The sequence below is a fragment of the Jannaschia maritima genome (assembly GCF_030973515.1).
Lineage (GTDB): Bacteria > Pseudomonadota > Alphaproteobacteria > Rhodobacterales > Rhodobacteraceae > Jannaschia > Jannaschia maritima.
Map to the genome: position 1 here is coordinate 24885 of NZ_JARGZA010000023.1, position 22149 is coordinate 47033.

At 65.7% G+C, this 22149-nt stretch carries 14 protein-coding genes and 1 tRNA gene; 7 read left to right on the plus strand and 8 right to left on the minus strand.

The window, feature by feature from the left end; all coding sequences use genetic code 11:
• Window positions 1-6: 6 nt before the first annotated feature.
• Window positions 7-1512 carry a tripartite tricarboxylate transporter permease gene (locus P0084_RS16845; protein WP_308918048.1) on the plus strand — a complete coding sequence of 502 codons (1506 nt, stop codon included), beginning with the start codon at window positions 7-9 and terminating at the stop codon, window positions 1510-1512.
• An 823-nt stretch (window positions 1513-2335) separates the two neighbouring features.
• Here P0084_RS16845 and P0084_RS16850 read toward each other — a convergent pair.
• Window positions 2336-3385: a LacI family DNA-binding transcriptional regulator gene (locus tag P0084_RS16850; RefSeq protein WP_308918049.1), complete on the minus strand. Its 1050-nt coding sequence runs from the start codon at window positions 3383-3385 to the stop codon at window positions 2336-2338.
• Between the two features lie 73 nt (window positions 3386-3458).
• Between P0084_RS16850 and P0084_RS16855 the strand changes: the two genes are divergently transcribed.
• From P0084_RS16855 to P0084_RS16880, 6 genes are all read left to right on the plus strand, one after another.
• A tRNA-Arg gene (locus tag P0084_RS16855) sits at window positions 3459-3535 on the plus strand.
• Window positions 3536-3645: 110 nt separating this feature from the next.
• Window positions 3646-6396 carry a class I SAM-dependent DNA methyltransferase gene (locus tag P0084_RS16860; RefSeq protein ID WP_308918050.1) on the plus strand — a complete coding sequence of 917 codons (2751 nt, stop codon included), beginning with the start codon at window positions 3646-3648 and terminating at the stop codon, window positions 6394-6396.
• The gene (locus P0084_RS16865) at window positions 6389-8452 is read left to right on the plus strand and encodes a DEAD/DEAH box helicase (protein WP_308918051.1); all 2064 of its coding nucleotides are present in this window, start codon (window positions 6389-6391) and stop codon (window positions 8450-8452) included. The genes P0084_RS16860 and P0084_RS16865 overlap by 8 nt, the downstream gene beginning before the upstream one ends.
• Window positions 8445-9623 carry a GIY-YIG nuclease family protein gene (locus tag P0084_RS16870; RefSeq protein ID WP_308918052.1) on the plus strand — a complete coding sequence of 393 codons (1179 nt, stop codon included), beginning with the start codon at window positions 8445-8447 and terminating at the stop codon, window positions 9621-9623. Before P0084_RS16865 ends, P0084_RS16870 begins: the two co-directional genes overlap by 8 nt.
• 1282 nt (window positions 9624-10905) lie before the next feature.
• Window positions 10906-11913: a sugar transferase gene (locus P0084_RS16875; RefSeq protein ID WP_308918053.1), complete on the plus strand. Its 1008-nt coding sequence runs from the start codon at window positions 10906-10908 to the stop codon at window positions 11911-11913.
• 55 nt (window positions 11914-11968) lie between these two features.
• On the plus strand, window positions 11969-13504 hold the full coding sequence (locus P0084_RS16880; RefSeq protein ID WP_308918054.1) for a lipid II flippase MurJ: 1536 nt from the start codon (window positions 11969-11971) through the stop codon (window positions 13502-13504).
• Here P0084_RS16880 and P0084_RS16885 read toward each other — a convergent pair.
• The 7 genes from P0084_RS16885 to P0084_RS16915 form a co-directional block, all read right to left on the minus strand.
• The gene (locus P0084_RS16885; protein ID WP_308918055.1) at window positions 13452-14420 is read right to left on the minus strand and encodes a sulfotransferase family protein; all 969 of its coding nucleotides are present in this window, start codon (window positions 14418-14420) and stop codon (window positions 13452-13454) included. The two genes, P0084_RS16880 and P0084_RS16885, sit on opposite strands and share 53 nt — an antisense overlap.
• Window positions 14421-14456: 36 nt before the next feature.
• Window positions 14457-15608 carry a glycosyltransferase gene (locus P0084_RS16890; RefSeq protein WP_308918056.1) on the minus strand — a complete coding sequence of 384 codons (1152 nt, stop codon included), beginning with the start codon at window positions 15606-15608 and terminating at the stop codon, window positions 14457-14459.
• Entirely contained in the window at window positions 15608-16822 is a 1215-nt protein-coding gene (locus P0084_RS16895) for a glycosyltransferase family 4 protein (protein ID WP_308918057.1), read from the minus strand. Before P0084_RS16895 ends, P0084_RS16890 begins: the two co-directional genes overlap by 1 nt.
• Window positions 16819-18225, minus strand: coding sequence for an O-antigen ligase family protein (locus tag P0084_RS16900; protein ID WP_308918058.1), 1407 nt, complete (start codon window positions 18223-18225; stop codon window positions 16819-16821). The genes P0084_RS16895 and P0084_RS16900 overlap by 4 nt, the downstream gene beginning before the upstream one ends.
• Before the next feature lie 5 nt (window positions 18226-18230).
• Window positions 18231-19079 carry a polysaccharide deacetylase family protein gene (locus tag P0084_RS16905; RefSeq protein ID WP_308918059.1) on the minus strand — a complete coding sequence of 283 codons (849 nt, stop codon included), beginning with the start codon at window positions 19077-19079 and terminating at the stop codon, window positions 18231-18233.
• 374 nt (window positions 19080-19453) lie between these two features.
• Entirely contained in the window at window positions 19454-21133 is a 1680-nt protein-coding gene (locus tag P0084_RS16910) for a GumC family protein (protein ID WP_308918060.1), read from the minus strand.
• A gap of 7 nt (window positions 21134-21140) precedes the next feature.
• Window positions 21141-22149, minus strand: a 1009-nt coding sequence (locus P0084_RS16915) for a hypothetical protein (protein ID WP_308918061.1), incomplete at its 5' end; no start/stop codon positions are given.

The following is a 22149-nucleotide window of genomic DNA, read 5'->3' on the forward strand; positions in this document are numbered from 1 at the left end:
CGCGGTATGTTCGATGCCGTCCTAGCGGGGCTACCGCTCTTCCTGACCGTGCAGACGGTCGTCCTCGTGGCGCTCGGCGTCGCCTTCGGCCTCGTCGTGGGGGCCCTGCCCGGCCTCGGGCCGCTCATGGGCATGATCCTCGTGCTGCCCTTCGCCATCGGCCAGCCGCCCATCGCGGCGATCGGGCTGTTGACGGCGATCTTCGTGGCCGGCTCTTGTGGCGGATCGGTCTCGGCTATCCTGCTCGGCATCCCCGGGACGCCCCTGGCCGCCGCGACGCTCTTCGATGGCTACCCGATGGCGCAGGCCGGACGCGGCGCCGACGCCATCGGCATCGCCATAAGCGCCTCGGCCCTGGGCGGCCTGTTCGGTGGGGCCGTGCTGATCGTCGCGACACCCATGCTGGCGGAGTTCGCCGGCGGCTTCACCGCCCCCGAATACACCGCCCTGGCAATCACGGGCCTCGTGACGGTCGCGGTGATCTCCGAGGGCTCGCTGGTGAAGGGTCTGCTTGCCGGCTGCTTCGGGCTCCTGATCGCCACGATCGGCACAGACCAGTTCTCCACGGGCTTTCGCTTCACCTTCGGGTCCTACCATCTCCTCGACGGCTTCCACATCGTGGCCATCGTCGTGGGCCTCTTCGCGATCCCCGAGATGGTCTGGCAGGTGATGCGGCCGAGCCTCGACGACAAGGTCGCGCTGCCCCCCGTCCGCGTCGGACTGCGCGCGGTCGGCCTCACGCTGCTGCATTGGGCGAACCTGCTGCGCTCCTCGGCGCTCGGCGCCTTCTTCGGCGCGATCCCCGGGGCGAGCGGCGTGGCGAGCTCCTTCGTGGCCTACGCCGCGGCCAAGGCTCTCGCGAAGCCCGATGAACGCTACGGCGAGGGGGCGGAGGGCGGCGTCGTCGCGACGGAAGCGTCGAACAACGCGACCGTGGGCGGTACGTTCGTGCCGACCCTCGCCCTGGGCATACCGGGCGACGCGGGCGCGGCCGTGCTCTTGGGCGCGCTGATCATCCTCGGCGTCTTCCCGGGCCCTGCCCTGTTTGCCAACAGTCCCGAGATCGTCGGCGGCATCTTCCTCGTCTACCTGCTCGCCAACGCGCTGCTGCTGGTCCTCGGCATCCTGATGACGCCGCTCTTCGCCTACGTGCTGTGCATCCGCGGCTCTAACCTCATTCCGATCGTGCTGCTTCTTTGCGCGGTCGGCGCCTTCGCGCTGCAGGCGTCGATCTTCGATCTCTGGGCAATGCTGGGCTTTGGCCTCGTCGGGATCCTCTTCAAGGCCGCCCGCTATCCGCTCGCCCCCGTGGTGATCGGCGTTATCCTCGGCCCGCTCCTAGAGAACAACTACCGCCGGTCGCTCCTGATCTCGCGCGACGGCCATTGGATCTTCTGGGATCGACCAATTTCGGCCACGCTGCTCGTGATCGATGCGCTCTTGATTGTTGGTGTGATCCTTTACGGTATTCGCCAAGCTAGGCGTCGCGCACGTTGTACGGAGGTCGCTTAGATTTGTTCTTCAAGTGCATGACAACGGGACAGTTTTTTAAACGCCGATCGGGATGCAGAAGGGTCGCTCGAAGCTCGTGGAACGTCCGAAGGGGTAGGTCCAGACCTTTACGGAACGCTTGAACGGGGCGAACCGTCCCGCCAGCCGCATAACTCGGCGACGTGTCTTCCGGCACGCCGGACGAAGCCGACCGGGCCACGCGAGGGCGGTGGAATCCAGACACCGAGGAGTTCGATACGCGGGGCACCACATGCTGTGGTCCGGCTCCCTTCGTTCGCGCACCCCGCGAGGAACGTTGTCGCAAGACGATATCGCCTCCACGCATGGTCCCCATCTGCCGCCGCATCTGCTCGGGGGCGAAGGGCGGGTCCCGCAGGGACGGAACGATCCGGGGGATCGTTTCGACGCCCGAAGCGCGGACCGCCTGAGCGGTCCGCCGGATCACCCCCCGCACGGCACCCCCCCTGCCCCGCACGACCCCCCGTCTGCCCGCGCGTATGTACGGGGGCGAAGGTCCGGTCCCCCCGCAGGGACGGAACGATCCGGGGGATCGTTTCGACGCCCGGAGTGCGGACCGCCCGAGCGGTTCGCCGGACCACTCCCCGCATGGAACGCCACCGCACGGCAACCCCCTCGCCCCAGGCAACCCCCCGTCTGCCCGCGCGTATGCACGGGGGGTGTACGGGGGGTGCATGGGACGACGGGCCGCAGGTCGCGGTGCGTCGCATTCGACGGACCCGTGCAACACGGTTGATATCGCTCGATATTCTCCCGGCGCGAGCAATTCGAGGCATTTCGCGGACCACCGGCGGCCCGTTCGCCCCTATAAGCCGTGTCTGTCCCGCAACGTGTCGCCGGGCAGGAAGGTCGGCACCAATTCCACCCGCCGGTCGGGCGACGTGAACTCGTGCGTGCCCGCGATGATCCGCGCCGCGATCCGCCCTGCCTGCCGCCTGCGGGAATCCACCGTGGCCAGCTTGCGCGGCAGCCCGTCGAGCAGGGTGAATCCGTTGAACCCCACCAGCCCAAGCGCGCCGCCCACGTCCAGCCCCCGCTCCAGGCACAGCAGCAGCCCCCCCGCCGCCGTCAGGTCGTTGGTGTAGAACAGGACATCCAGGTCCGGCGTCCGGTCCAGCATCGCGGCCGTCATCTCGCGTCCCCGCGCGAAGCCCGACCCCCCATCGTAATCGGCCCGGTCCGCGATGGCGATCCCCGCCTCGCCCAGCGCCCGCTCGAACCCCTCCACCCTCTTGCGCGCGCGGTGGTCGCCCGCGACCTTCGTGCCCAGCACGCCCACCCGGCGATAGCCCCGCGCCGCGACCTCCTGGCCCACGGTATAGCCCGCGCGCCAATGGCTTATGCCCACCGCCGCGTCCACGGGATCGCCGTCGACGTCCATCACCTCCACCACCGGACAGCCCGCGTTGGCCAGCATCGCCCGGCTGGCATCCGTGTGCTCCAACCCCGCCACCACCACGCCGGACGGACGCCACGACAGCATCTCGAACAGCGTCGTCTCCTCCTTGCGGGGGTCGTAGTCGGTGGAGCCCACGACGGGCTGCAGGCCCGTCCCGTCCAGCACCTCCTGCACGCCGACCAGCATCTCGGGGAACACCAGGTTCGACAGGCTGGGAACGACGACGGCGACCAGGTTCACCCGCTGCGAGGCCAGCGCGCCCGCGATCTTGTTGGGCACGTAGCCCAGCATCCGGGCCGCCGCCTCCACCTTGCGCCGCGTCTTGTCGCTGACGTCGCCCTGCTGGCGCAGGACGCGGCTGACCGTCATCTCGGATACGCCCGCCGCCTCGGACACGTCGCGCAGGGTCAGATGGGTCCGTCTGCCACGCTCCGCCACGGCGACCTCCGGCTGCAAGGGGTCGGAACAGGCTATGCCCGCCGGATGCCATGGACAAGCGACCCCGCTCCCCCTTAACGAGGGACCGCGCGACCCCGTGGCTCAACTGGATAGAGCAGCCCCCTCCTAAGGGGCAGGTTGCAGGTTCGAATCCTGCCGGGGTCGCCAGCTGCGATCCGACACGCGACGCACGGCGCCGGAGGGGTCGGACGGGGCGGGACCTGGCCGGACGGGCGGCGACCGCGGGGGCGGTCCGGCCGAGGGGACGGAGGACGACCATGAACGCCGTCGAGATCGAGCAGGCCATCACCAAGTTGGCTGAGCGGGACTTCGACGCGGACGAGTTCCCGTTCGCGTTCCTCGAAGCCTTCGGGAACAAGCCGACCGGCAGCGTGATGAAGCGTTTGCGCAAGGGCACGGCGAACAAGTCCGACCTGAGCGGCGTCCTTCAGACGAACAACATCCACATGCTGGTCGCCGAGCCGGGCCACGTGGCCGAGGCGCTGACCGCCCTGCGAGACAGCCCAGCGACCGCGAACAAGCGCAACAAGGTGAAGTTCATCCTCGCCACCGACGGCGAGACGCTGGAGGCCGAGGACCTGGCCAGCGGAGAGACGGTCGCCTGCGCCTACCCCGACTTCCCGAACCACTTCGGCTTCTTCCTCCCCCTCGCCGGCATCAGCACCGTCGAGAAGATCCGGGAGAACGCGTTCGACATCCGCGCCACGTCGCGGCTTAATAAGCTCTACGTCAAGCTGCTGGAGGAGAACCCCGACTGGGGCTCCGCCGCGCGGCGGCACGATATGAACCACTTCATGGCGCGGCTGATCTTCTGCTTCTTCGCCGAGGACACCGACATCTTCGGCGGCGACGACAAGTTCACCGCGACGGTCGAGCAGATGTCGGACGACACCAACACCGACTGGGTGATCGCGGAGGTGTTCCGGGCGATGAACACCAAGCCGTCCGACCGCAAGGCCGCCGGGCTGCGCAACTGGGCCGACGTGTTTCCTTACGTGAACGGGGAGATGTTCTCCGGCTCCGTCGAGGTGCCGAAGTTCTCCCGCCTCGCCCGGCGCTACCTGCTGCATATCGGGCATCTCGACTGGACGCGGATCAACCCGGACATCTTCGGCTCCATGATCCAGGCCGTCGCCGATGCCGGCGAGCGGTCGGCCCTGGGGATGCACTACACCTCCGTGCCGAACATCCTGAAGGTGCTGAACCCGCTCTTCCTCGACGATCTTCGGCGGCAGTTGGAGGAGGCGGGCGAGAACGGACGGAAGCTGCTGAACCTGCGCAAGCGGATGGCCCGCATCCGGGTGTTCGACCCGGCCTGCGGGTCCGGCAACTTCCTGGTGATCGCCTACAAGCAGATGCGGGAGATCGAGGCGGAGGTGAACCGGCGGCGGGGCGAGGCGGACGCGCCCTCGGTGATCCCGCTGACCAACTTTCGGGGCATCGAGATCAGGGACTTCTCGGCCGAGATCGCCCGTCTGGCGCTGATCATCGCGGAGTATCAGTGCGACGTGCTCTACCGGGGCCAGAAGGAGGCGCTGGCCGAGTTCCTACCTCTCGACGCCCGCAACTGGATCACCTGCGGCAACGCGCTGCGGATCGACTGGCTGGAGGTCTGCCCGCCCACGGGGACGGGGGCGAAGGTGCGCTCGGGCGACCTCTTCGGGGTCGAGCCGGACCAGGCGGAGATCGACTTCGAGAACGAGGGCGGGGAGACGTATATTTGTGGGAATCCGCCTTATGTTGGCGATAAGAAGCAGGATACCGGTCAAAAGCAAGACATGGAGCGCCTCTTTCGAGATAGCACACCAAAATGGAGATCACTCGACTACGTTTGCGGATGGCTCCTCCTAGCCTCTCGATATCTCAAGGAAAGTCGTGGTGGATCAGCGTTTGTTACAACAAACTCCATATGCCAGGGCCAGCAGGTTCCAGTTTTTTGGCCCATCATTTTCCACTTGGGCGCGCGCATATCATTCGCCCATCTTAGCTTTCTCTGGCGCAACCTCGCAAAAAATAATGCTGGCGTGACGGTAATCGTCATCGGCCTGTCACATGATGAACTTTCAGAGCCTCGAATCTTTTCGCTCAGTTGCCAAGGTGTGATGGAAGAGCGTCGAGTTGAACAGGTAAATCCGTATCTGTTGGCAGCGCCGACGGTTTTCGTTGAGCCGACTGCAAGGCCGCAGAGCAATTTACCGAACATGCTTCTCGGGAACTTCGCGAAGGATGGTGGCCACCTTATAATTTCGGAAAGCGAGGCAGCAACTTTCTCCGCCGACGGCCAGGCATTCCTACGCCCAATGTTCGGCGGACAGGAGATCGTGAAGGGAACACGAAGGCTCTGCATATGGGTTGAGAGCGACCAGTCAGCGGATGCTGAAAGAGTCTCGGAGTTGCAAATTAGGTTCCAGAAAGTTGCAGAGAGCAGGTTGAAAAGCCCCAAGAAAGCTACCAGGGAATGGGCAGATCGCCCTTATCGATTTGTCGAGATTCGGTCGCCAAAATATCGGACAGCGTTTGGAATACCTATCGTGAGTTCGGAGAGACGAGAATGGTTTCCCGTTGACTTGCTGCCGGAGAATGCGATCGTAAACTACGCGTTTGGTTTGTATGATGCACCCTTATGGTCGTTGTCAGTTCTTTGCTCGCGCCTGCATCTTGCTTGGATCGCCACCGTCTGCGGCAAAATGAAGACCGATTTCCGCTACTCCAACACCCTCGGCTGGAACACCTTCCCCGTCCCCACCCTGACCCAGAAGAACCGCGACGACCTCACCGCCTGCGCGGAGCGCATCCTGCTGACCCGCGAGGCGCATTTCCCCGCCACCATCGCCGACCTCTACGACCCCGAGAAGATGCCGGGCGACCTCCGCGCCGCCCACGACGCCAACGACGAGACCCTGGAGCGCATCTACATCGGCCGCCGCTTCAGGAACGACACCGAGCGCCTGGAGCATCTCTTCGCCCGCTACACCAAGATGACCGCGAAGGAGGGCGCCCGTGCCTAACGCCGTCCCCACCGTCTCCGTCACCTACGCCCGCACCGGCGCGACCCACGCCTCCAATGAGCTCGGCATGCGCCCGATGCAGGAGCGGGCCTACGAGAAGCGGGGAGAGCAATACCTGCTTATCAAGTCGCCCCCGGCCTCCGGCAAGTCCCGCGCGCTGATGTTCATCGCGCTCGACAAGCTGGCCAACCAGGGGATGAAACAGGCCCTCGTCGTCGTGCCCGAACGGTCCATCGGATCGTCCTTCGCCGACGAGGTGCTGACCGATCATGGCTTCTGGGCCGACTGGACCGTCGCGCCCCAATGGAACCTGTGCAACGCGCCGGGCGGGGACGACGGCAAGGTCGGGGCCGTGGGGAGGTTCCTGGGATCCGAAGACCAAATCCTCATCTGCACCCACGCCACCTTCCGCTTCGCCGTGGACCGGTTCGGGATCGAGACGTTCGACGACCGGTTGATCGCGGTGGACGAGTTCCACCACGTCTCGGCCAACCCCGACAACAAGCTGGGCGCGCATCTGGGCCAGTTGATCGAGCGCGACCGTGCCCACATCGTCGCGATGACGGGCAGCTACTTTCGGGGCGACGCCGAGGCCGTGCTGTCGCCGGAGGACGAGCAGCGGTTCGATACGGTGGTCTATACCTACTACGAGCAGTTGAACGGCTACCGCTGGCTCAAGCAGCTCGACATCGGGTATTTCTTCTACACCGGGTCCTATGCCGACGACATCCTGAAGGTGCTCGACCCGACCGAGAAGACGATCCTCCACATCCCCTCCGTCAACTCGCGCGAAAGCACGAAGGACAAGCACAAGGAAGTCGGCCACATCATCGACGCCCTGGGCGAGTGGAAGCATGCCGACCCCGTGACCGGGTTCCAGATCGTCGAGACCCCGGACGGCCGGATGCTGAAGATCGCCGACCTCGTGGACGACACGGATCCGGCCCGCCGCAACAAGGTGCTCGCCGCCCTCAAGGACCCCGCCCACAAGGACGACCGCGACCACGTGGACATCATCGTTGCGCTGGGGATGGCGAAGGAGGGGTTCGACTGGATCTGGTGCGAGCACGCCTTGACGGTGGGCTATCGGGCCTCGCTGACCGAGATCGTCCAGATCATCGGCCGGGCGACCCGAGACGCGCCGGGCAAGACCCGCGCCCGGTTCACGAACCTGATCGCCGAGCCCTCCGCCTCCGACGAGGCCGTGACCGAGGCGGTGAACGACACGCTGAAGGCCATCGCGGCGAGCCTTCTGATGGAGCAGGTGCTGGCCCCGAAGTTCGAGTTCGTCCCTAAGACGGCGGCCAGCGGTCCGCAGGAGGGCGTGGATTACGGCCCCGATGGGTACGACCCGTCGAAGTCGAACATAGGCTTCTCGGATGGTCCCCAGGCGGCGTTCCAGATCGAGATCAAGGGACTGAAGCAACCGACGACCGAGAAGGGCCGCGCGGCCTGCGAGGATGACATCAACGACATCATCGCGGGCTTCGTGCAGGACCGGCACAATGTCGAGAAGGGCCTGTTCACCGAGAAGGAGGACCTCGTTCCCGAGGAGTTGACGCAGGTTCGGATGGGGAAGGTCATCAAGGATCGCTACCCGGAACTGCCCGAAGCGGACCGGGAGGCGATCCGTCAGAGGGCCGTCGCCGCCCTGAATCTGACCCAAAAGGCGTCGGAGGAGGTGCGGAAGGCGAAGGACGATCCAGAAGAGCCATCGCCCAACACCGCGTTGATCGACGGCGTCCGGAAGTTCGCGATGGATGTGCGGGACCTCGACATCGACCTGATCGACTCCATCAACCCCTTCGGCGAAGCCTATTCCATCCTGTCCAAGACGATGGATGCCGATGCGCTGAAGGCCGTCCAAGCGATCATCGCCGGGAAGAAGGTGAGCCTCACCATCGAGGAAGCTCGCGAACTCGCCCTGCGGGCAAAGCAGTTCAAGGCCGAGAGGGGGCGATTGCCGTCGGCGACCTCTCAGGACCCCTGGGAGCGGCGCATGGCGGAGGGGATCGCGTTCCTGAGCCGCAAGGTCGCGGAGGCGAAGCATGGCTGATCAGACCGACGAGGACCTGCTGGCCGAACTCGGCGTCGAAATCGAGGTCGAGAAGTCGCGTGCCCGAACCCCGCAGGAGGAACGGGTCCTGGCCGGCTTCGAGGACATCCAGCGGTTCGTCGCTGAGAGGGATCGCATCCCCAGTCACTCGACCGACGGGGACATCTTCGAACGTCTCTACGCCTTGCGCCTTGCCCGGCTGCAAGCGTTGACCGAATGGCACGATCTTCTGAAGCCGACAGACCATCAAGGACTCCTGTCTGCTCCCCCATTGCCACCAGACACTAATGGCAAGCTGGAAGATGACGAGGACATACTCGCCTCGCTCGGAGTCGAAGCCGAAGGGACAGACCTGACGACCCTTCGTCATGTCCGCTCGGCATCTGAAAAAAAGGCTGCGGAAGAGATCGCTCAACGCGATCCGTGCCCGGACTTCGAGAAGTTCCGCCCCCTTTTCGAGACCGTCCAATCCGAGATGGACACCGGCGTCCGAGAGACGATCCGCTTCAAAGGTGAGATGGGCATCAAGGCCGGGCGCTTCTTCGTCCTGAACGGTCAGAAGGTCTACGTCGCCGATATGGAGGAGCCCTTCCGCCAGGAGTATGGCGATTGGGACGCTCGGCTGAGGCTGGTCTACGACAACGGCACGCAGAGCAACCTGCTGATGCGGTCCCTCCAACGGGCGCTTACGAAGGACGACACGGGGCGGCGCATCACCGACCCGAGCGCCGGGCCGCTGTTCGGAACCGCCGAGGAGGCCGGCGACCGGCGAACGGGCACGATCTACGTTCTCAGCAGCCTGTCCGACGATCCTTGGATCGCCGAACGGCGCGACCTGTTCCATAAGGTCGGCGTGACCGGGGGAACGGTCGAACGTCGGATCGCGGATGCCGAGAACCAGCCGACCTTCCTGATGGCCGGCGTGAAGGTCGAACGAACTTACGAACTCATGAATATCAGTCGGTCGAAGTTCGAGACCCTCCTCCATCGCGTTCTGGAACCGGCTCGGGCCGACATCGAGATCACCGACCGGTTCGGTAAGCCGATCTCGCCTCGGGAGTGGTTCGTCGTGCCGCTATTGGTGATCGATGAGGCAGTCGAAGCGATCACCGCAGGCGACATCACTGGGCTTCGGTATGACCCGCAGACTGCGAGGTTGGTCAGAAGGTAGCCGTGCGAAGCGGGAGACTCGGTGTGGGCGAACAGATTGCCTATCGCGAGCATCTGCGGACGGGGGGACGGGCGACCTGGGATGGTGGACACCGATACCTCGGGAGTATTCACACCCTCTGAAGTCCAGACCCGCCACCTTGCGCGGTTGGCGGTTCCCCCGGGACATCGCGAGAGCAACGCAGAACTCCCGGTCTGTGTAACCCCCCGAACGCGAAGCGAGCGTCCTTAAGATCGCCCCAAGTACCGATTTCCCGATGCCGGTCTGGCGCAACTAGGCGTTCGCCGACCCCGAGCTGACCGACCCTCGTAGTCCGGCCAACCGCGCCTTCAGAGACCTTAACGCTTACGTTCGACCGGTTCCGGGCTCAGTTCCGATCCCGGTTCGCCGGGATTGCGCGACCCCGACACCGGGACCGGTTCGCATTGATGCCCCATCGCGCCATCAGAATGCCTGCCCACCGCTCGCGCAGCACATTGGCGGCCCGGAATGATGGGAACGACCACAATCTCCGCGACAGGACCGTGTCCGTCGCAGCAGCGGGCCTGACGGGACCCAGCGTACCAAGCAAAATCACTCGTCCGTTCCGTCGGCGACCCGACCTTTAAGTTCGATCCCCCGGTCGGGTCGATCCCTACCTTTGCGACGGGGACCGGACCGAGCACACAGGGAGAGAACGGCGACGATGCCGACACCGAGGGCGGGCCCGAATACGAAGAAGGCCAAGAGTACCCACACGATACCGAAACCGAGGAACCAAGTTATCAGCCCGATCACCAAGCCGATGACCGGGACGGCGATCGCCCCCGACGGCAGATCCGGTTCGGGCCTCATGGCGCTAGCATCTGCTGCAAATCGCGCCGTCCTTCCAAAGGACGGCATCTCTGGGACCCGACCGCTCTACCCTGACCTGTTCCAAACGGGACCACCCTTCCGAAGGCTGTCCTGAGACAGTACGCGCCAGAACGACACGATGCATACGAGCGTAACCCATTCCTGCTTTCGGTAAGCAAAGGCCTGCCTATGCCCAAGATCGATACCGCCAGTCCAAGATCTGTTCGACGCATGCTTCGCTTCGGTGACGCTGTTGTGATGTCCACGGCATGATCACGTACGCGTTGGTGATCTGTGCAAACCGAAAACCCCGGGGTTTGTTAACGCATCAGGGGTCGGTGTAGGTTCCACCCCGCCTTGGAAATGTGATCGCGGTGGCGCTTTTGCCTCGACATATGGCCATGGATGCTACAGACCATAGGTTAACGAAACGTTAACCTATCCGTCATTGCAGTTGGTCATTTTTATGCGCGCTATTGGATTCCGTCCCGTCTATCCCCGAACTTACCGGGCTTACAACGTCGTCGTCAGCGTTCTGCTGTTGGCCGTCTCGCTGCCTACAATGGTCGTGATCGCGTTGGCAATGCTCGCCACACAGGGCCCTGGCGTCCTCTATCGGGGCGATCGGATTGGGCGGGGACATCGTCCTTTCAAAATACTGAAATTCCGCACATTGTGTAGTGGCCGCGCCGCCAATCTGACGAAGGATCGCACCCTACCTGCGGACGCGGACATCTTCACGCCCCTAGGTCGTTTCCTCCGCGACACCCGCTTGGACGAGTTGCCGCAGTTGGTGAACGTGATCCGCGGCGACATGAACATCTGCGGCCCCCGTCCCGTGCGGGCTGTGATCCGCAACCTCCACGTCTCGGCGATTCCAGGCTACGATGACCGCTTCCAAGTTCGCCCTGGTCTTCTTGGTCCAACGCAGGCTTATTTTGGTCACGGCGCTAGCAAGCGTCTGCGGGCGAAGATGAATAGCATCGCGGTGCGTCGCCCTGTCGACATGATTGCCGAACTCAGCTTTGTGGTCTGCGTAATCGGAGCCATGGTGAGCAAACTCGTGGCTTCTCTTGTACCGGGACGACTGATGTCGGCGTTCGGCGTGACCCGGTCCCGTGACATCTGGCTGGGTGGAAACCAGCTTGCCGCTTCGGTTGCAGTCCATTGGATCTCTTCGCAAGAACTCAGGATCGTAGGTTCCGGAGTTGTTCCAGGTCTCTATGCAATCGCTATCCGTATGCGGTCGGGTGGCCTTCGGGTGGCGCAGGTCGAACTCTGGCCTGGCGACGAACACGATACCTATCGGTTCGAGGCCGCGAACGATTACGGCGCTTACGTGATCGAGAGGTACGCGCTGGGCAAGGCAGTCCTGCCCCCCCCAGTGAACGTCGTGCAAAGCAGGACCATGTCGTCCTACACCCTCACGATGCCCGAATCGGGTGCCAGAGCGTAAGGGCCGACCCGTCGAACTTCGACGTCCAGAACAGACTGGCCCACGACGGCGAACGATGTTCCGCAAGGGGGCCGCGCAGTTCGGGGGTCAGTTCCTCGGCATCGTCCTCGCGCTGCTCGTCTCGCATCTAATCGCGCGACGTATGGGGATCGGCCCTGAGGCGGACGCGTTGCTCCTCGGGCGACGTCTCATAACCGCAGTTTCGGAGATGCTGAACCAGGTTCTGGTCCTCGTCTTCATCCCCGTTGTTGCTGCGCAGATTGCCGGTGGGGCTCGCCTTGGGCGGATCGTCCTCAGGTCGGCAGGCCCGGCCTTCCTTCTGGGCGTGGTCCTTGCTACGACACTCTTCCTCGCCACGCCCGCTGTCATCGGCCTTGTAGCGCCCACCCTTCCAAACACAACGCAAGCGCTCGCTACCGATGTGATTGCACTGTTCGTGTGGACGCTCCCTCCGATGATCGCGACGATTGCGGTCTCCGCCTACTGCAACGTGCATGGTGTGTTCGGCCCGACCGCGGCCATCCGACAGGTGCCAAGGATGGCCATTATCCTAGCCCTCGCCCTGGGCAGCGCTGGTGCGATCGCAGTGACGGCGGCCTGGGCATACGCATTGGCCACATGGCTCGTCCTCATCGGGACGCTGGGGATCGCCGTGATCGCGCATCGCGGATCATCGGACGTGGATGAGGCGCCTGGTCAGGTCCCGGAGCCACCCGCAAAGGCGGGCCTCGGACGTAGGGGAACGGCTGCGATCGTCCTGGCCATCGGAGCGCTGGTCGCGATCTGGTTGGAAACAGCCGTCGCGGCGACTCGGGGAACCGGCGCGATCACGCTTCTGGACTTCGCGCAGCGAATCGGCGCGCTCCTAGGAAACACGCTGGCAACGGCGCTGGGCTTGGTCGTCTTCGCCGACATGTCCCGCCGTTTCGCGCAGGGACGGATCGACACTTTGGGGCCGTCCTTCCGCCGGGCTGTGACGATCGGTTTTGCCGCCATCGTTCCCGTTACCACTGCCGTCATTCTCAACGCCGGCGCCATCGTGGAATTGCTACTTGGTTACGGGCGCTTCGCTCATTCTGACGGTCGCGAGGACATCGTCCTTCTAATCCAACTCATGGCCGTCGCGCCAATCGGGGCTCTGATACTGCGAATGATGCTCGCAAGGATCATCGCCGAGGACGGCTTGCCGGTCGTTCGCCTGATCGGCAGCGTTGTCGTCGTGGACCTCCTTGGTCGGATTGGCCTCTTCGCAACGCTCGTCCCATCCGTGGGGCTGATCGGCATCCCGATCGCCCTGATCCTTTCACCGATTCTTCCCATCGTCATGCTGGGAACCTGGCTAAGCGCGCGCGGCACGTTCTCCGGTTCGATCCATAAGGGCCAACTGGGTCCGGTCGCGGCTTTGTCCGGCTTGACGGCGCTAAGCATTTCCGTGGGCGTGGCGACGGCCTCGGCGGTCTCAGGCGGGATCGCGGGCAAAACGCTCGCAGCGCTGCAGCTGACGATGTCGGGGGGGTTCGGATTGCTGACCCTGGCGGTCAGCGCATTCGTCCTGCGCGCTCGGCTCCGGTCGGCCCTGACGGCGTGGTGATCGCGACCGCCGCCGGGCTCCAACCGCTGCGACGCCACACCCAGTCCGGCCAGTCGACCCCCCGCCGCGACCGCCTCCGATCCTCGACCGCCTGCAGGATCCGCATCGGCAGGATCGCCCCGAGAGCATCCCCTGCCACGATGGCGCCCCTGTCCAACGACGAGAGCCGTCGCGTGCCGTGACCGCCGGCGTGGCTAGTATTCGGGGTGAAGTCGCTGACGAGGGTGTCCGGATCGATGTTGAGGTCCAGGAACCGGACCAATGCGGCGCGGGTGCTCTTCGGATCGTCCAGGGCGTCTTCGTAGCGCAGCAGCAGGACACGGTCGCACGTGCCCGCAAAGCGCCGAAGCCGCCGCGAGGTGAGGGCGTTCGCGATTGCCCCGCGCACGATGTCCTTCATGCGGGCGACACCCGTTGCCGGCACCCGACCGTAGGCGGCGAGCCGCGAGGCGGTCAGGGTCCGGCTCCCGCGCGTGATACCGACGAACCGCGCCTTCGGAAATCGGGTGGCGAGGTCTTCCGCCATACGGGTGTGGTGCGGCGACTTCTCCAGCCAATGATGGCGCCCGCGCTGCTTTGCGGTTTCCGACATAACGGCCTCGAAGACGTCGGCATGATCGCGGGCTGACACGAGAACCTGGTCCAGGAATGCATCGTCGAGCCCGCTAAGGATGTAGTAGTCGGAGTTCAGGAAAGCCGCTCGAAACGCATGTCGAGCGCCTGGGTCCGACAAGGGGCCGAAGGCGGTCGCGAAATGCGAGAAGAAGATGCTTTCATGTACCCCGCGGTGATCCCCCGCGGTGATCGCTGCGATGGCTCCGGATCCAGCCAGCAGGTTCGCGATCCAGGTCGTACCCGACCTTTGAAGGCCGAGGATGAAGATCCCGCCCTCGCCAGCCGCGTGGTGATCCGGCATGTCGACTGGCCTCCGTCCCGCGCCTGGTCCCATGCCTCAGCTTGCCTCGCGCGCGGGGGTCCACACGGTGCTGCGCTTGCCCCTGATGGCGTTGAGGATTCCCCAGCCCAAGGCGACATGGGTGAAGGTAAAGAAGCTGGCAAGGGCCACGATCTTGTTCCGCCGGAGACGCGGGCTCCAGATCCCGGCGAGGGCGAGGGCGTAGAACGTGATCTGCCCGATGCCCGTCATCGCGTAGAACCAACCGTCGTCGATCAGAGTGACGTTCGACACGAAGAGCACCACCAGGAACAGCGGATTGAGGCGACGCATCAATTTGTGGGAGACGAGTTGCCATGCATAGACACCGTGTCGAAAGGGGTTCATGAGCGAAGCGTTCATCATCAGGCTGCGCCACCCACGCTCTGATGATCGAAGCCTGCGACGCATCTCGTTCCCCATGCTCTCCGTCGTCGCCTCCGTCGTCGTCGCGGCCGGCTCGAAGGTCAGGCGTCGACCGGCATGGACGACTGCCACTGAGATGTCGAAGTCGTCCGTACATCCGGGTCGCGGCGCGCGGGCGAGCGATCGCCGGACGGAGTAGACGGACCCCTGCGCCGAAACGGTTCCACCGACGCATGCCTCGGCCATCTTGAGCGTCTGATCGTATCGCCAGAACAGGCTCTCGGACGTGCCGATCCCGCCCGCCTTTGCCGTGTCTACGGTGATCTGACCGCACACGCCGCCGATCCGCGGATCGCGGTAGTGTGTCAGCATCGCGATCAGCGTACCCGGGGCGAGCATCGCGTTGGCGTCCGAGAACACGACGACGTCGCCCGTGCACCGCTTCAGTCCTTCTGCGAGGGCGCCTGCCTTGCCCACACGCCCGAGGTCCAGGACGGTGACAGACGGATCGGCGGCGGCGGCGGCACGCGCCACCTTGGCGGTTCCGTCAGTCGAGCCGTCGTCGGCCACGATGACCTCGATGTCCATCCCCGATCGTTCGAGCGAGAGCGTATTGCGAAGCTTCTCCGCAATGACGGGCGCTTCGTTGAAGGCGGCGATCAGCACGCTGACCTTCGAGGGTCGGGGCGCGTCCGACCGCCGTGCACGGTCGGGGACCAGACGGGCGACGGCCAGCAAGATCAGGCCGTAGCCCACCAGCGAGTAGAAGAGGGCTGCGGCGGCGGTCCAGAAGAGAAAGGTCATCACGTCGCTTCCCCTCGCATGGCGGCCACGAGTTCCGCGGCGTTGCGCGAGACTTCGTATTCCGCGCGGATACGATCCTGTCCCCTAAGGGCGATGCGCCGCGCCTTCGGCCAGTCGCCGGAGATCCCCTCCAGGGCTCGTGCGATGGCCTCGTGATCCCCGGGTCGGACGAGCCAACCCGTCACGCCATCCTCCACCAGTTCCGGAATGCCCGACAGGTCGCTCGCGATTACGGCGCGTCCGCGGGCCATCGCCTCCATCAAGACCACCGGAATGCCCTCGACACGTCCCGCCGTCCCCACCACCGACGGAACGACCAGCACGTGCGCCCATCGGTGGTGGACGGCGACGTGAGCGGCGGTTTGCGGCCCCTCGAATCGCACGCGATCCGCGAGGCCGAGATACGCCGCGCGCCGCGCTAGATCGTTCGCTAGGTCGCCGCCGCCGACGATCCGCGCGGTCCAGTCCATGTCCGACGGCAAGTGAGATAGCGCATCCAGAAGATGCCAGACACCCTTCTTCTCGATGAGGGAACCGACGTAGAGGATGCGCAGTCCATCGGTCTCCAGCCTTTCGGGGGGGACGGCATCGATCTCGTCCGCGTTCACGCCGCAACGGATCAGCCGCAGCTTGCCTTCCGGAAAGCCGGGCAGCCGGGACAGGTAGCGAATGTTGAACCGGCTAATCGACCGGACGAACCGCGCGCGGGCGGCCTTCTCCACCAGCATCGCCTGACTGATGAAGATGTCGTTGGCATGGGCGGTGAAGCTGTAAGGAAGGCCTGCGACCCGGGATGCGATCATCGCCGAGGTGGCGGGGTGACCTGCGAACTCCCCGTGGATGTGATCGACGCCGGTCCGCCGGCACCACCGACCCAAGGCGACGGATTTCGGGAACAACGCGGCGACCGCCAACCCGCGTTTGGGTTCGCGCCAATGGGCCCTCGCGAGTTGCCCGATCAGGGTTGCCATTGCGAGGGGTGCCCGGGCGCATTCCCCCAATAGGGCCGCCAACGCCGTGGATCCCAGCCAGGCGTAGCCAAAGGCCTTGGGTTCGAGGGGGCGGAAGAACTCATGGACGTCCATGTCCCGGCGTCGCGTCTTGACGTGGAAGAGCCAGGGGTCGTGGCCGAGCCGACCGTAGGCGACCAGGTTTCGATACGCGAAGGTCTCTGTGACCTTCGGGAACTCGCTGACGACGACGAGGATCTTCAAGGCGCGCCTCCCGGGCCGGCCATGCGCTCAGCCTCGTTGACGTGGTAGAGGGCCGCGCAAAGGGCCGGCAGGGCCCATGTGTACTTCGTGTACTCGTTCGGGAGGAACAGGCTGGCGACCAGGTAGGCCGCGAACCCGTAGCCGAGCGCGAGTGCGAGGGTTCGGAACGCGTCGCCGGCTGGAGCACGGGCGACCGCGCGCAGCCGCGCAAAGGCGTAGCCGAAGATCGCGAAGAACCAGAGCGCGCCGAGGCCGAGTTGCACGATGACCGAAAGGTACATGTTGTGCAGCTCCCGCCCGAGCAGAGTGCGTCCCGGCAGGAAGCGATACGCCGGATCGACGAAGTGATGCACGAAGTTGCCCGGGCCCACACCCAAAAGGGGGTTCTGGGCGATCAGATCCAAACCGATCAGGTTGTAGGTCAGGCGTCGGCCGAGCGTCCAGTCCCGCCCTGTGCCACCGCCGAAGATCGAACCCAGACGCTCCCAGTACTCCGCCGGAATGAACGGTAGGAACCCAACGATGCCGATCGCGGCCACCACGAGGCCTAGGGGAACGAACCGTTCCCTTCGGTAGCGCCAGACCAGAAGCAGCGCTATCAGCGCATAGGCGACGACGGCGGATCGCGCGAACGACAGGATTATCGCCAACGTGCCGACGATCACGATGGCCGCCATGATCCGCCGATACCGCGCACTTTCCAGCATGTGCACCAGGGCGAAGACGACGCCCGCCAGGAGCATCGAGGCCGCGGTGGTCGGGTTGTAGTCCGATCCGCCCGAGGATCGGTCGAACCCTTCGGCCGTCCGCGCGGTGGTCGCGGCCTCCGACTGAGCGACCAGGGTGGCCCCCGTCGCGGTCTCCAACAGCAGGATCGCCGCGGAAACCAGGGACGTCGCGGCGACGGCATAGATCAGGATCGCGACCCGTGTCCGTGTATCCGCCGTCACCACGATCAGGACCATGAGCATCAGCAGGCTCGCGAAGGTCCGCAGCGCGTCGAGCGCGAGGCCACGATCATCGGCGAACACGGCGGAGATCTGAGCGGCGCAAAGCGTCAGCAGCCCGCAAACGACCACCGGTTCGCGCAGCGCGAGCGTCATCCGATCCTTCGTCTGCATGCCCTTGAGCGCGATGATCACGGCCGTACCCGCCGCGATCAGTTTGAAGGCGGAAACGGGCAGGAAGCCGAAGACGAGCTTTTCGACGGCGTCGAGGTGGGAGAACACAACCAGCGCCAGGACGCCAAGGAAGGGCTGCGCGAACAGAACGACCGCCCCGATCAACGCGACCGGCAGCGCCAGGGCGGCGATCGATGGACCGACCGCGCCCGCGGCGACGGCGGCGGCGCCACCCAGGCCGCCCGCCCCCAGCCAGATCGGCGCGACGCGGAGGGGATGCACCCCTCTCACGAGACGGCGTAGCCCGGCTTGCCGAAGCGCCGTCGGCGCATCCGCGCCGCGATGGCGGTCAGCATGTGCCACGGCAGGCGGCCGGCCGCGCCATTGGCCCGGGCCCTGGCGGCGAGCGTCTCCAGCTGCGGCGGGCCGCCGCCGAAGGCATAGTCCTGCATGTGGACGCGGCTGAGGATGTCGGGCGCCTCGCCTGGACGGTTCTCGCCCCGGCCGCCGGTGACGGCCTCGAAACCGACCCGCCGCGCCGCCTGGATCGAGATCGCGCAGCACCTGTCGAATGGCCAAGCCATGACCTTCGGAGGGCGTCCAAGGATCGCGGCCAAGCCGTCATGCGCCGTCACGAGCATCTGCTCCACCCGCGCATGGAAGGCGGCCTCTCCCTCGACCACACCGTTTCGCCACCACCGCCCGGAGAACGCGGAGTCGTTCTCGAGTATCGCGGCACCTTCGGACAAGACCGCGGGCGGGTCGACCGCGCGGTACCACATGGACTTGTCCCCTTCGATCCTCGCCCAGGAGAGCGGCGCGTACTTGCGCCAGTTCTGTCCCGTCGCGATGTCGATTCGCCGTCCCGACACCGGGACACACGCATGGTTCGTCCCATGCGCCTCCACGTCGAAGAGCGGGTCGGCGTCCATCTCGCGCAGCTCGGCGGCATTCATGTAGCCGCGCCAATCGACGGGATCATTGGATAGGGGTCGGGGAGCTTGGCCCGGCGTGACGAAATCGGTGGAGGCGAAGAAGGTCGCGGGCGCATCGAACTCCCGAAGGATCGGTGCGGCGAAGAGGTAGTTGTCCAGATAGGCATCGTCGAAGTGCAGGACGAGGGACCGCGGCCGCACCGGACGCCCGCGTCGTCGTGCCTGCACGAGTTCGGAGGTCGAAATGATTGTCCATCCCCCAATCCGAAACGCCTGCAGATGGCGGCGAAGGGTTTCGGGTCGGATGGACGTGTTCGCCGCCCAAGGAAGCCAGGACGCGTTCGGGGATACGCTGTGGTAGACAAGGATCGGAACGCCGCCTGGGTGATAAAGCATGCGGAAACCTGCCGCCGCACCAGCGCCGATGGATAGCAGCGCCGCGAACGGGGGCGCACCGGCGAACGTCATCGCCCCGCCCAGGGCGAACCCGGACCCGACCATGGCAGCCGCACCCCCGAACGCGCGCCGCCGTGTGCGGCGCCGGTCGCCCGATCCGTCGATGGTAGCGGGCGCCGTCACGACATCAACGCGGCGAAGGTGGCCGGCGGCTGATCCCCCAATGCGTTCGCGACGCTTCGGACCTCCGTGCGGGTGGCCTCGCCGGGCGGGATCCCGATGACGACGTGCTGCCCGGCGCGTGCGCCCCAATCTCGGATGTGAGGCAGAGGCGGCAGCATCTCCACCTCTATCCGTGCGCCGTCCGCCCCACGGCGATCGAGAATGCCGACAGCGGCGCGCAGTACGGCTTCGGTGTCTTCCACCTCTCGCGTCGATCCAAGGGCGGTCACGTGAACCGCGCGGTCGGGCCAACGGCGCGGGCCCGTCGTGGCGAACAGGAGGCCTAGTTGCTCCGCGAAGCGGCGCAGTCGTCGTGGCGGGCGCCCACCACGCCTCAGGAAACGCCGGGCGCTTCGGACCAGCTTAGGTCGGATCGGCGGCAGCACTCGGGACGAAAAGCCGCCCCGAAGGTCTTCGGATGTCCGGATCCGATCGCCCAACACGTCCATTGCCAGGATCGGCACGGTCGCCAGTACGGCGCCGACGATGAACCCAACGATCGTGTTGAAGAGCACCTTCGGAGATGTCGGATAGATCGGCACCTGAGCTTCGGAGATCGTCCGCACCTGCGAAAGACGCGCCTCTCGCGCCAGATCGGTGCGGACACGCCGCTGTTGGAGTTCCGCGAGTTCCGCTTCCATCGAAGCGATCCGTTGCTCGACGTCGGCCAGGGTGTTCTGAGCCGCATCCAGTTCCCGAAGGGCGTCCTGGGCGGCGCGAAGGTTGGCCTCGCGCTCCGCGAAACGGACCTCGGCCGTGGCGATGGACGCGCGTGCCGTGACGAGTGCTTGGCGAAACTGACGGGCCAAATCCCCATCGCTCTCGTTTTCGACGCTATCCTCCAACCCGGAGATCGTCGCGCGCGCCTCCGCCATGTCGATCCGTGCGTCCTGCAGAGCTTCAAGCGCCGCCGCGCGGCCGGCCAGGAGGTTCTCCCGCTCCGCGGCGACGTCGACCACGCCCAGCGCCGATCCGATTGCCTGCCGTTCGTCCATCAGTTCCGACAGCAGCGCCTCGTTGCGGTCCACGATGACGTCGAGGCTTCGGTCTACCTCCGCCGCATCGTTCCGCAGGTCTGTTTGCGCCAGCTCGACATAGGCGGCCGCGAGCGCGTTCGCGGCCCGCGCCGCGATGACGGGTTCGGTATGGCTGACCGTGACGAGGAGGATGTAGGACCCTTCCACGATCTCGACGCTCGTCGCACCCCGCAGGTCGTTGATGTAGGCTTCGATCTCCGTGGGGGGGACGAAGAAGCCCGAGTTCAGGATGCGGAGCCACCGAAAGACGTCGGTCCGAAGACGGTCGAACGCATCGGGCGGCGCGGAAAGGCCCCCCCCACCACTCTGCTCAATCACAATATCGACCGCCCGCTCCATCACCGGACGCGAAAGAATCCGTTCGATATGGGTTTGGGCGATGATCGTCGCCGGATTGAACTGGCTCACGCCAAGGAATGCGCTATTGAACTGGAGGTCCTCCGCCGAGGGCTGCATGTTCAGCGTAACGGACGATTCGTAGATCGGCATCGTCCGAAGCAGGACCATGCTGATCGCCAGCGCGCCGAGGCCCCCGACCACGGCGGCCCCCAGAATCGTCCAGCGGAATTGGCGGAACAATTCTCGGTAATGGGCTAGCATCGTGCCGTCACCGTGTCGCCAGAAGGGCGGGCACGTCCGGGCCGGCGAACGTCATGGCACCGTCCGGGCAGGCCCCCGGATCGGCCGACAGCCGGCCGCGGGCGGCATCGGCAAGGCAGAGCGCGCCGTCCGCGCCGCGCAGGGCCCCGGCCGCGTTGCCCCATGCGATCGTCACCCGCCCATCACCTTCGCCGCGAAGCTCGTAATGCCCCGGACCGACGACCGCGACGCGCGTCCGCTGGCCGATAAGGCGGGCCAGCGCACGGTAGGCATAGACGCCGGGCTTGGCCTTCGCATCGGGCGTATAGAGCGCCGTCCGGCGGTTCCCGTAGCTCGCGCCGCCCGACTCGCCCAGGCGGAACCACAGGCAGAACCGCGCCCCGGCGGCCAGGACGTTGAGGTTGCGCTCGATCACGGCCCGGAAGTGATCCGCCTCCGTGTAGCGACCGCCGTAGTCCAGCGTCGGCCCCCCGCATTCGGAGGAAAGGACCGGCTTGCCGGACAGGCGCTCGATCAGCGCGATCCGCGCCGCGTCGCGGGCTTCGGGGCCATAGAGGTGGACCGACGCCATGTCGAACGGGGCGCGCCGCAGCACCGGCAGGACGCGGCCGTCGATAATGCCCGCGATCTGCGCCCCGCGCATGTCGGCCCGCGTCAGCACCGTTTCCGATGTGGCGCTCCAGCTCTGGCGCACGGGGATGTCTCGACCGTCCCGCGCCACAAGCAGCACGTCGAGGTTGAACGCTGCAATCCCACCCATCACGAACGTCGCAGCCGCATCCTCCGCCTTTACCGCATCGTGCGCCGGCCGCACGTAGTCGACGAGCTGCTCGGCGCTGCCGGCCCCGCCGCCCGGCCCGCGCGTGGACAGGCCCCCCTCGCGCGCGAAGGCGAAGGCGGACTGGATGCCGGGCGTTTCCAGAACGATGCGCCCCGCGCGGGTCAGCAGGTCGTCCTTCTGCTGCAAGGACAGGTTGCCGCGGGCGCGCACGAACACGTTCGCGGCCTCGAGCTCC

What these genes read in the sequence shown, in the direction of transcription:
- P0084_RS16845 (WP_308918048.1), top strand. Translation starts at nt 7, where the DNA reads ATGTTCGATGCCGTCCTAGCGGGGCTACCGCTCTTCCTGACCGTGCAG.
- P0084_RS16860 (WP_308918050.1), top strand. Translation starts at nt 3,646, where the DNA reads ATGAACGCCGTCGAGATCGAGCAGGCCATCACCAAGTTGGCTGAGCGG.
- P0084_RS16870 (WP_308918052.1), top strand. Translation starts at nt 8,445, where the DNA reads ATGGCTGATCAGACCGACGAGGACCTGCTGGCCGAACTCGGCGTCGAA.
- P0084_RS16880 (WP_308918054.1), top strand. Translation starts at nt 11,969, where the DNA reads ATGTTCCGCAAGGGGGCCGCGCAGTTCGGGGGTCAGTTCCTCGGCATC.
- P0084_RS16885 (WP_308918055.1), bottom strand. Translation starts at nt 14,420, where the DNA reads ATGCCGGATCACCACGCGGCTGGCGAGGGCGGGATCTTCATCCTCGGC.
- P0084_RS16890 (WP_308918056.1), bottom strand. Translation starts at nt 15,608, where the DNA reads ATGACCTTTCTCTTCTGGACCGCCGCCGCAGCCCTCTTCTACTCGCTG.
- P0084_RS16910 (WP_308918060.1), bottom strand. Translation starts at nt 21,133, where the DNA reads ATGCTAGCCCATTACCGAGAATTGTTCCGCCAATTCCGCTGGACGATT.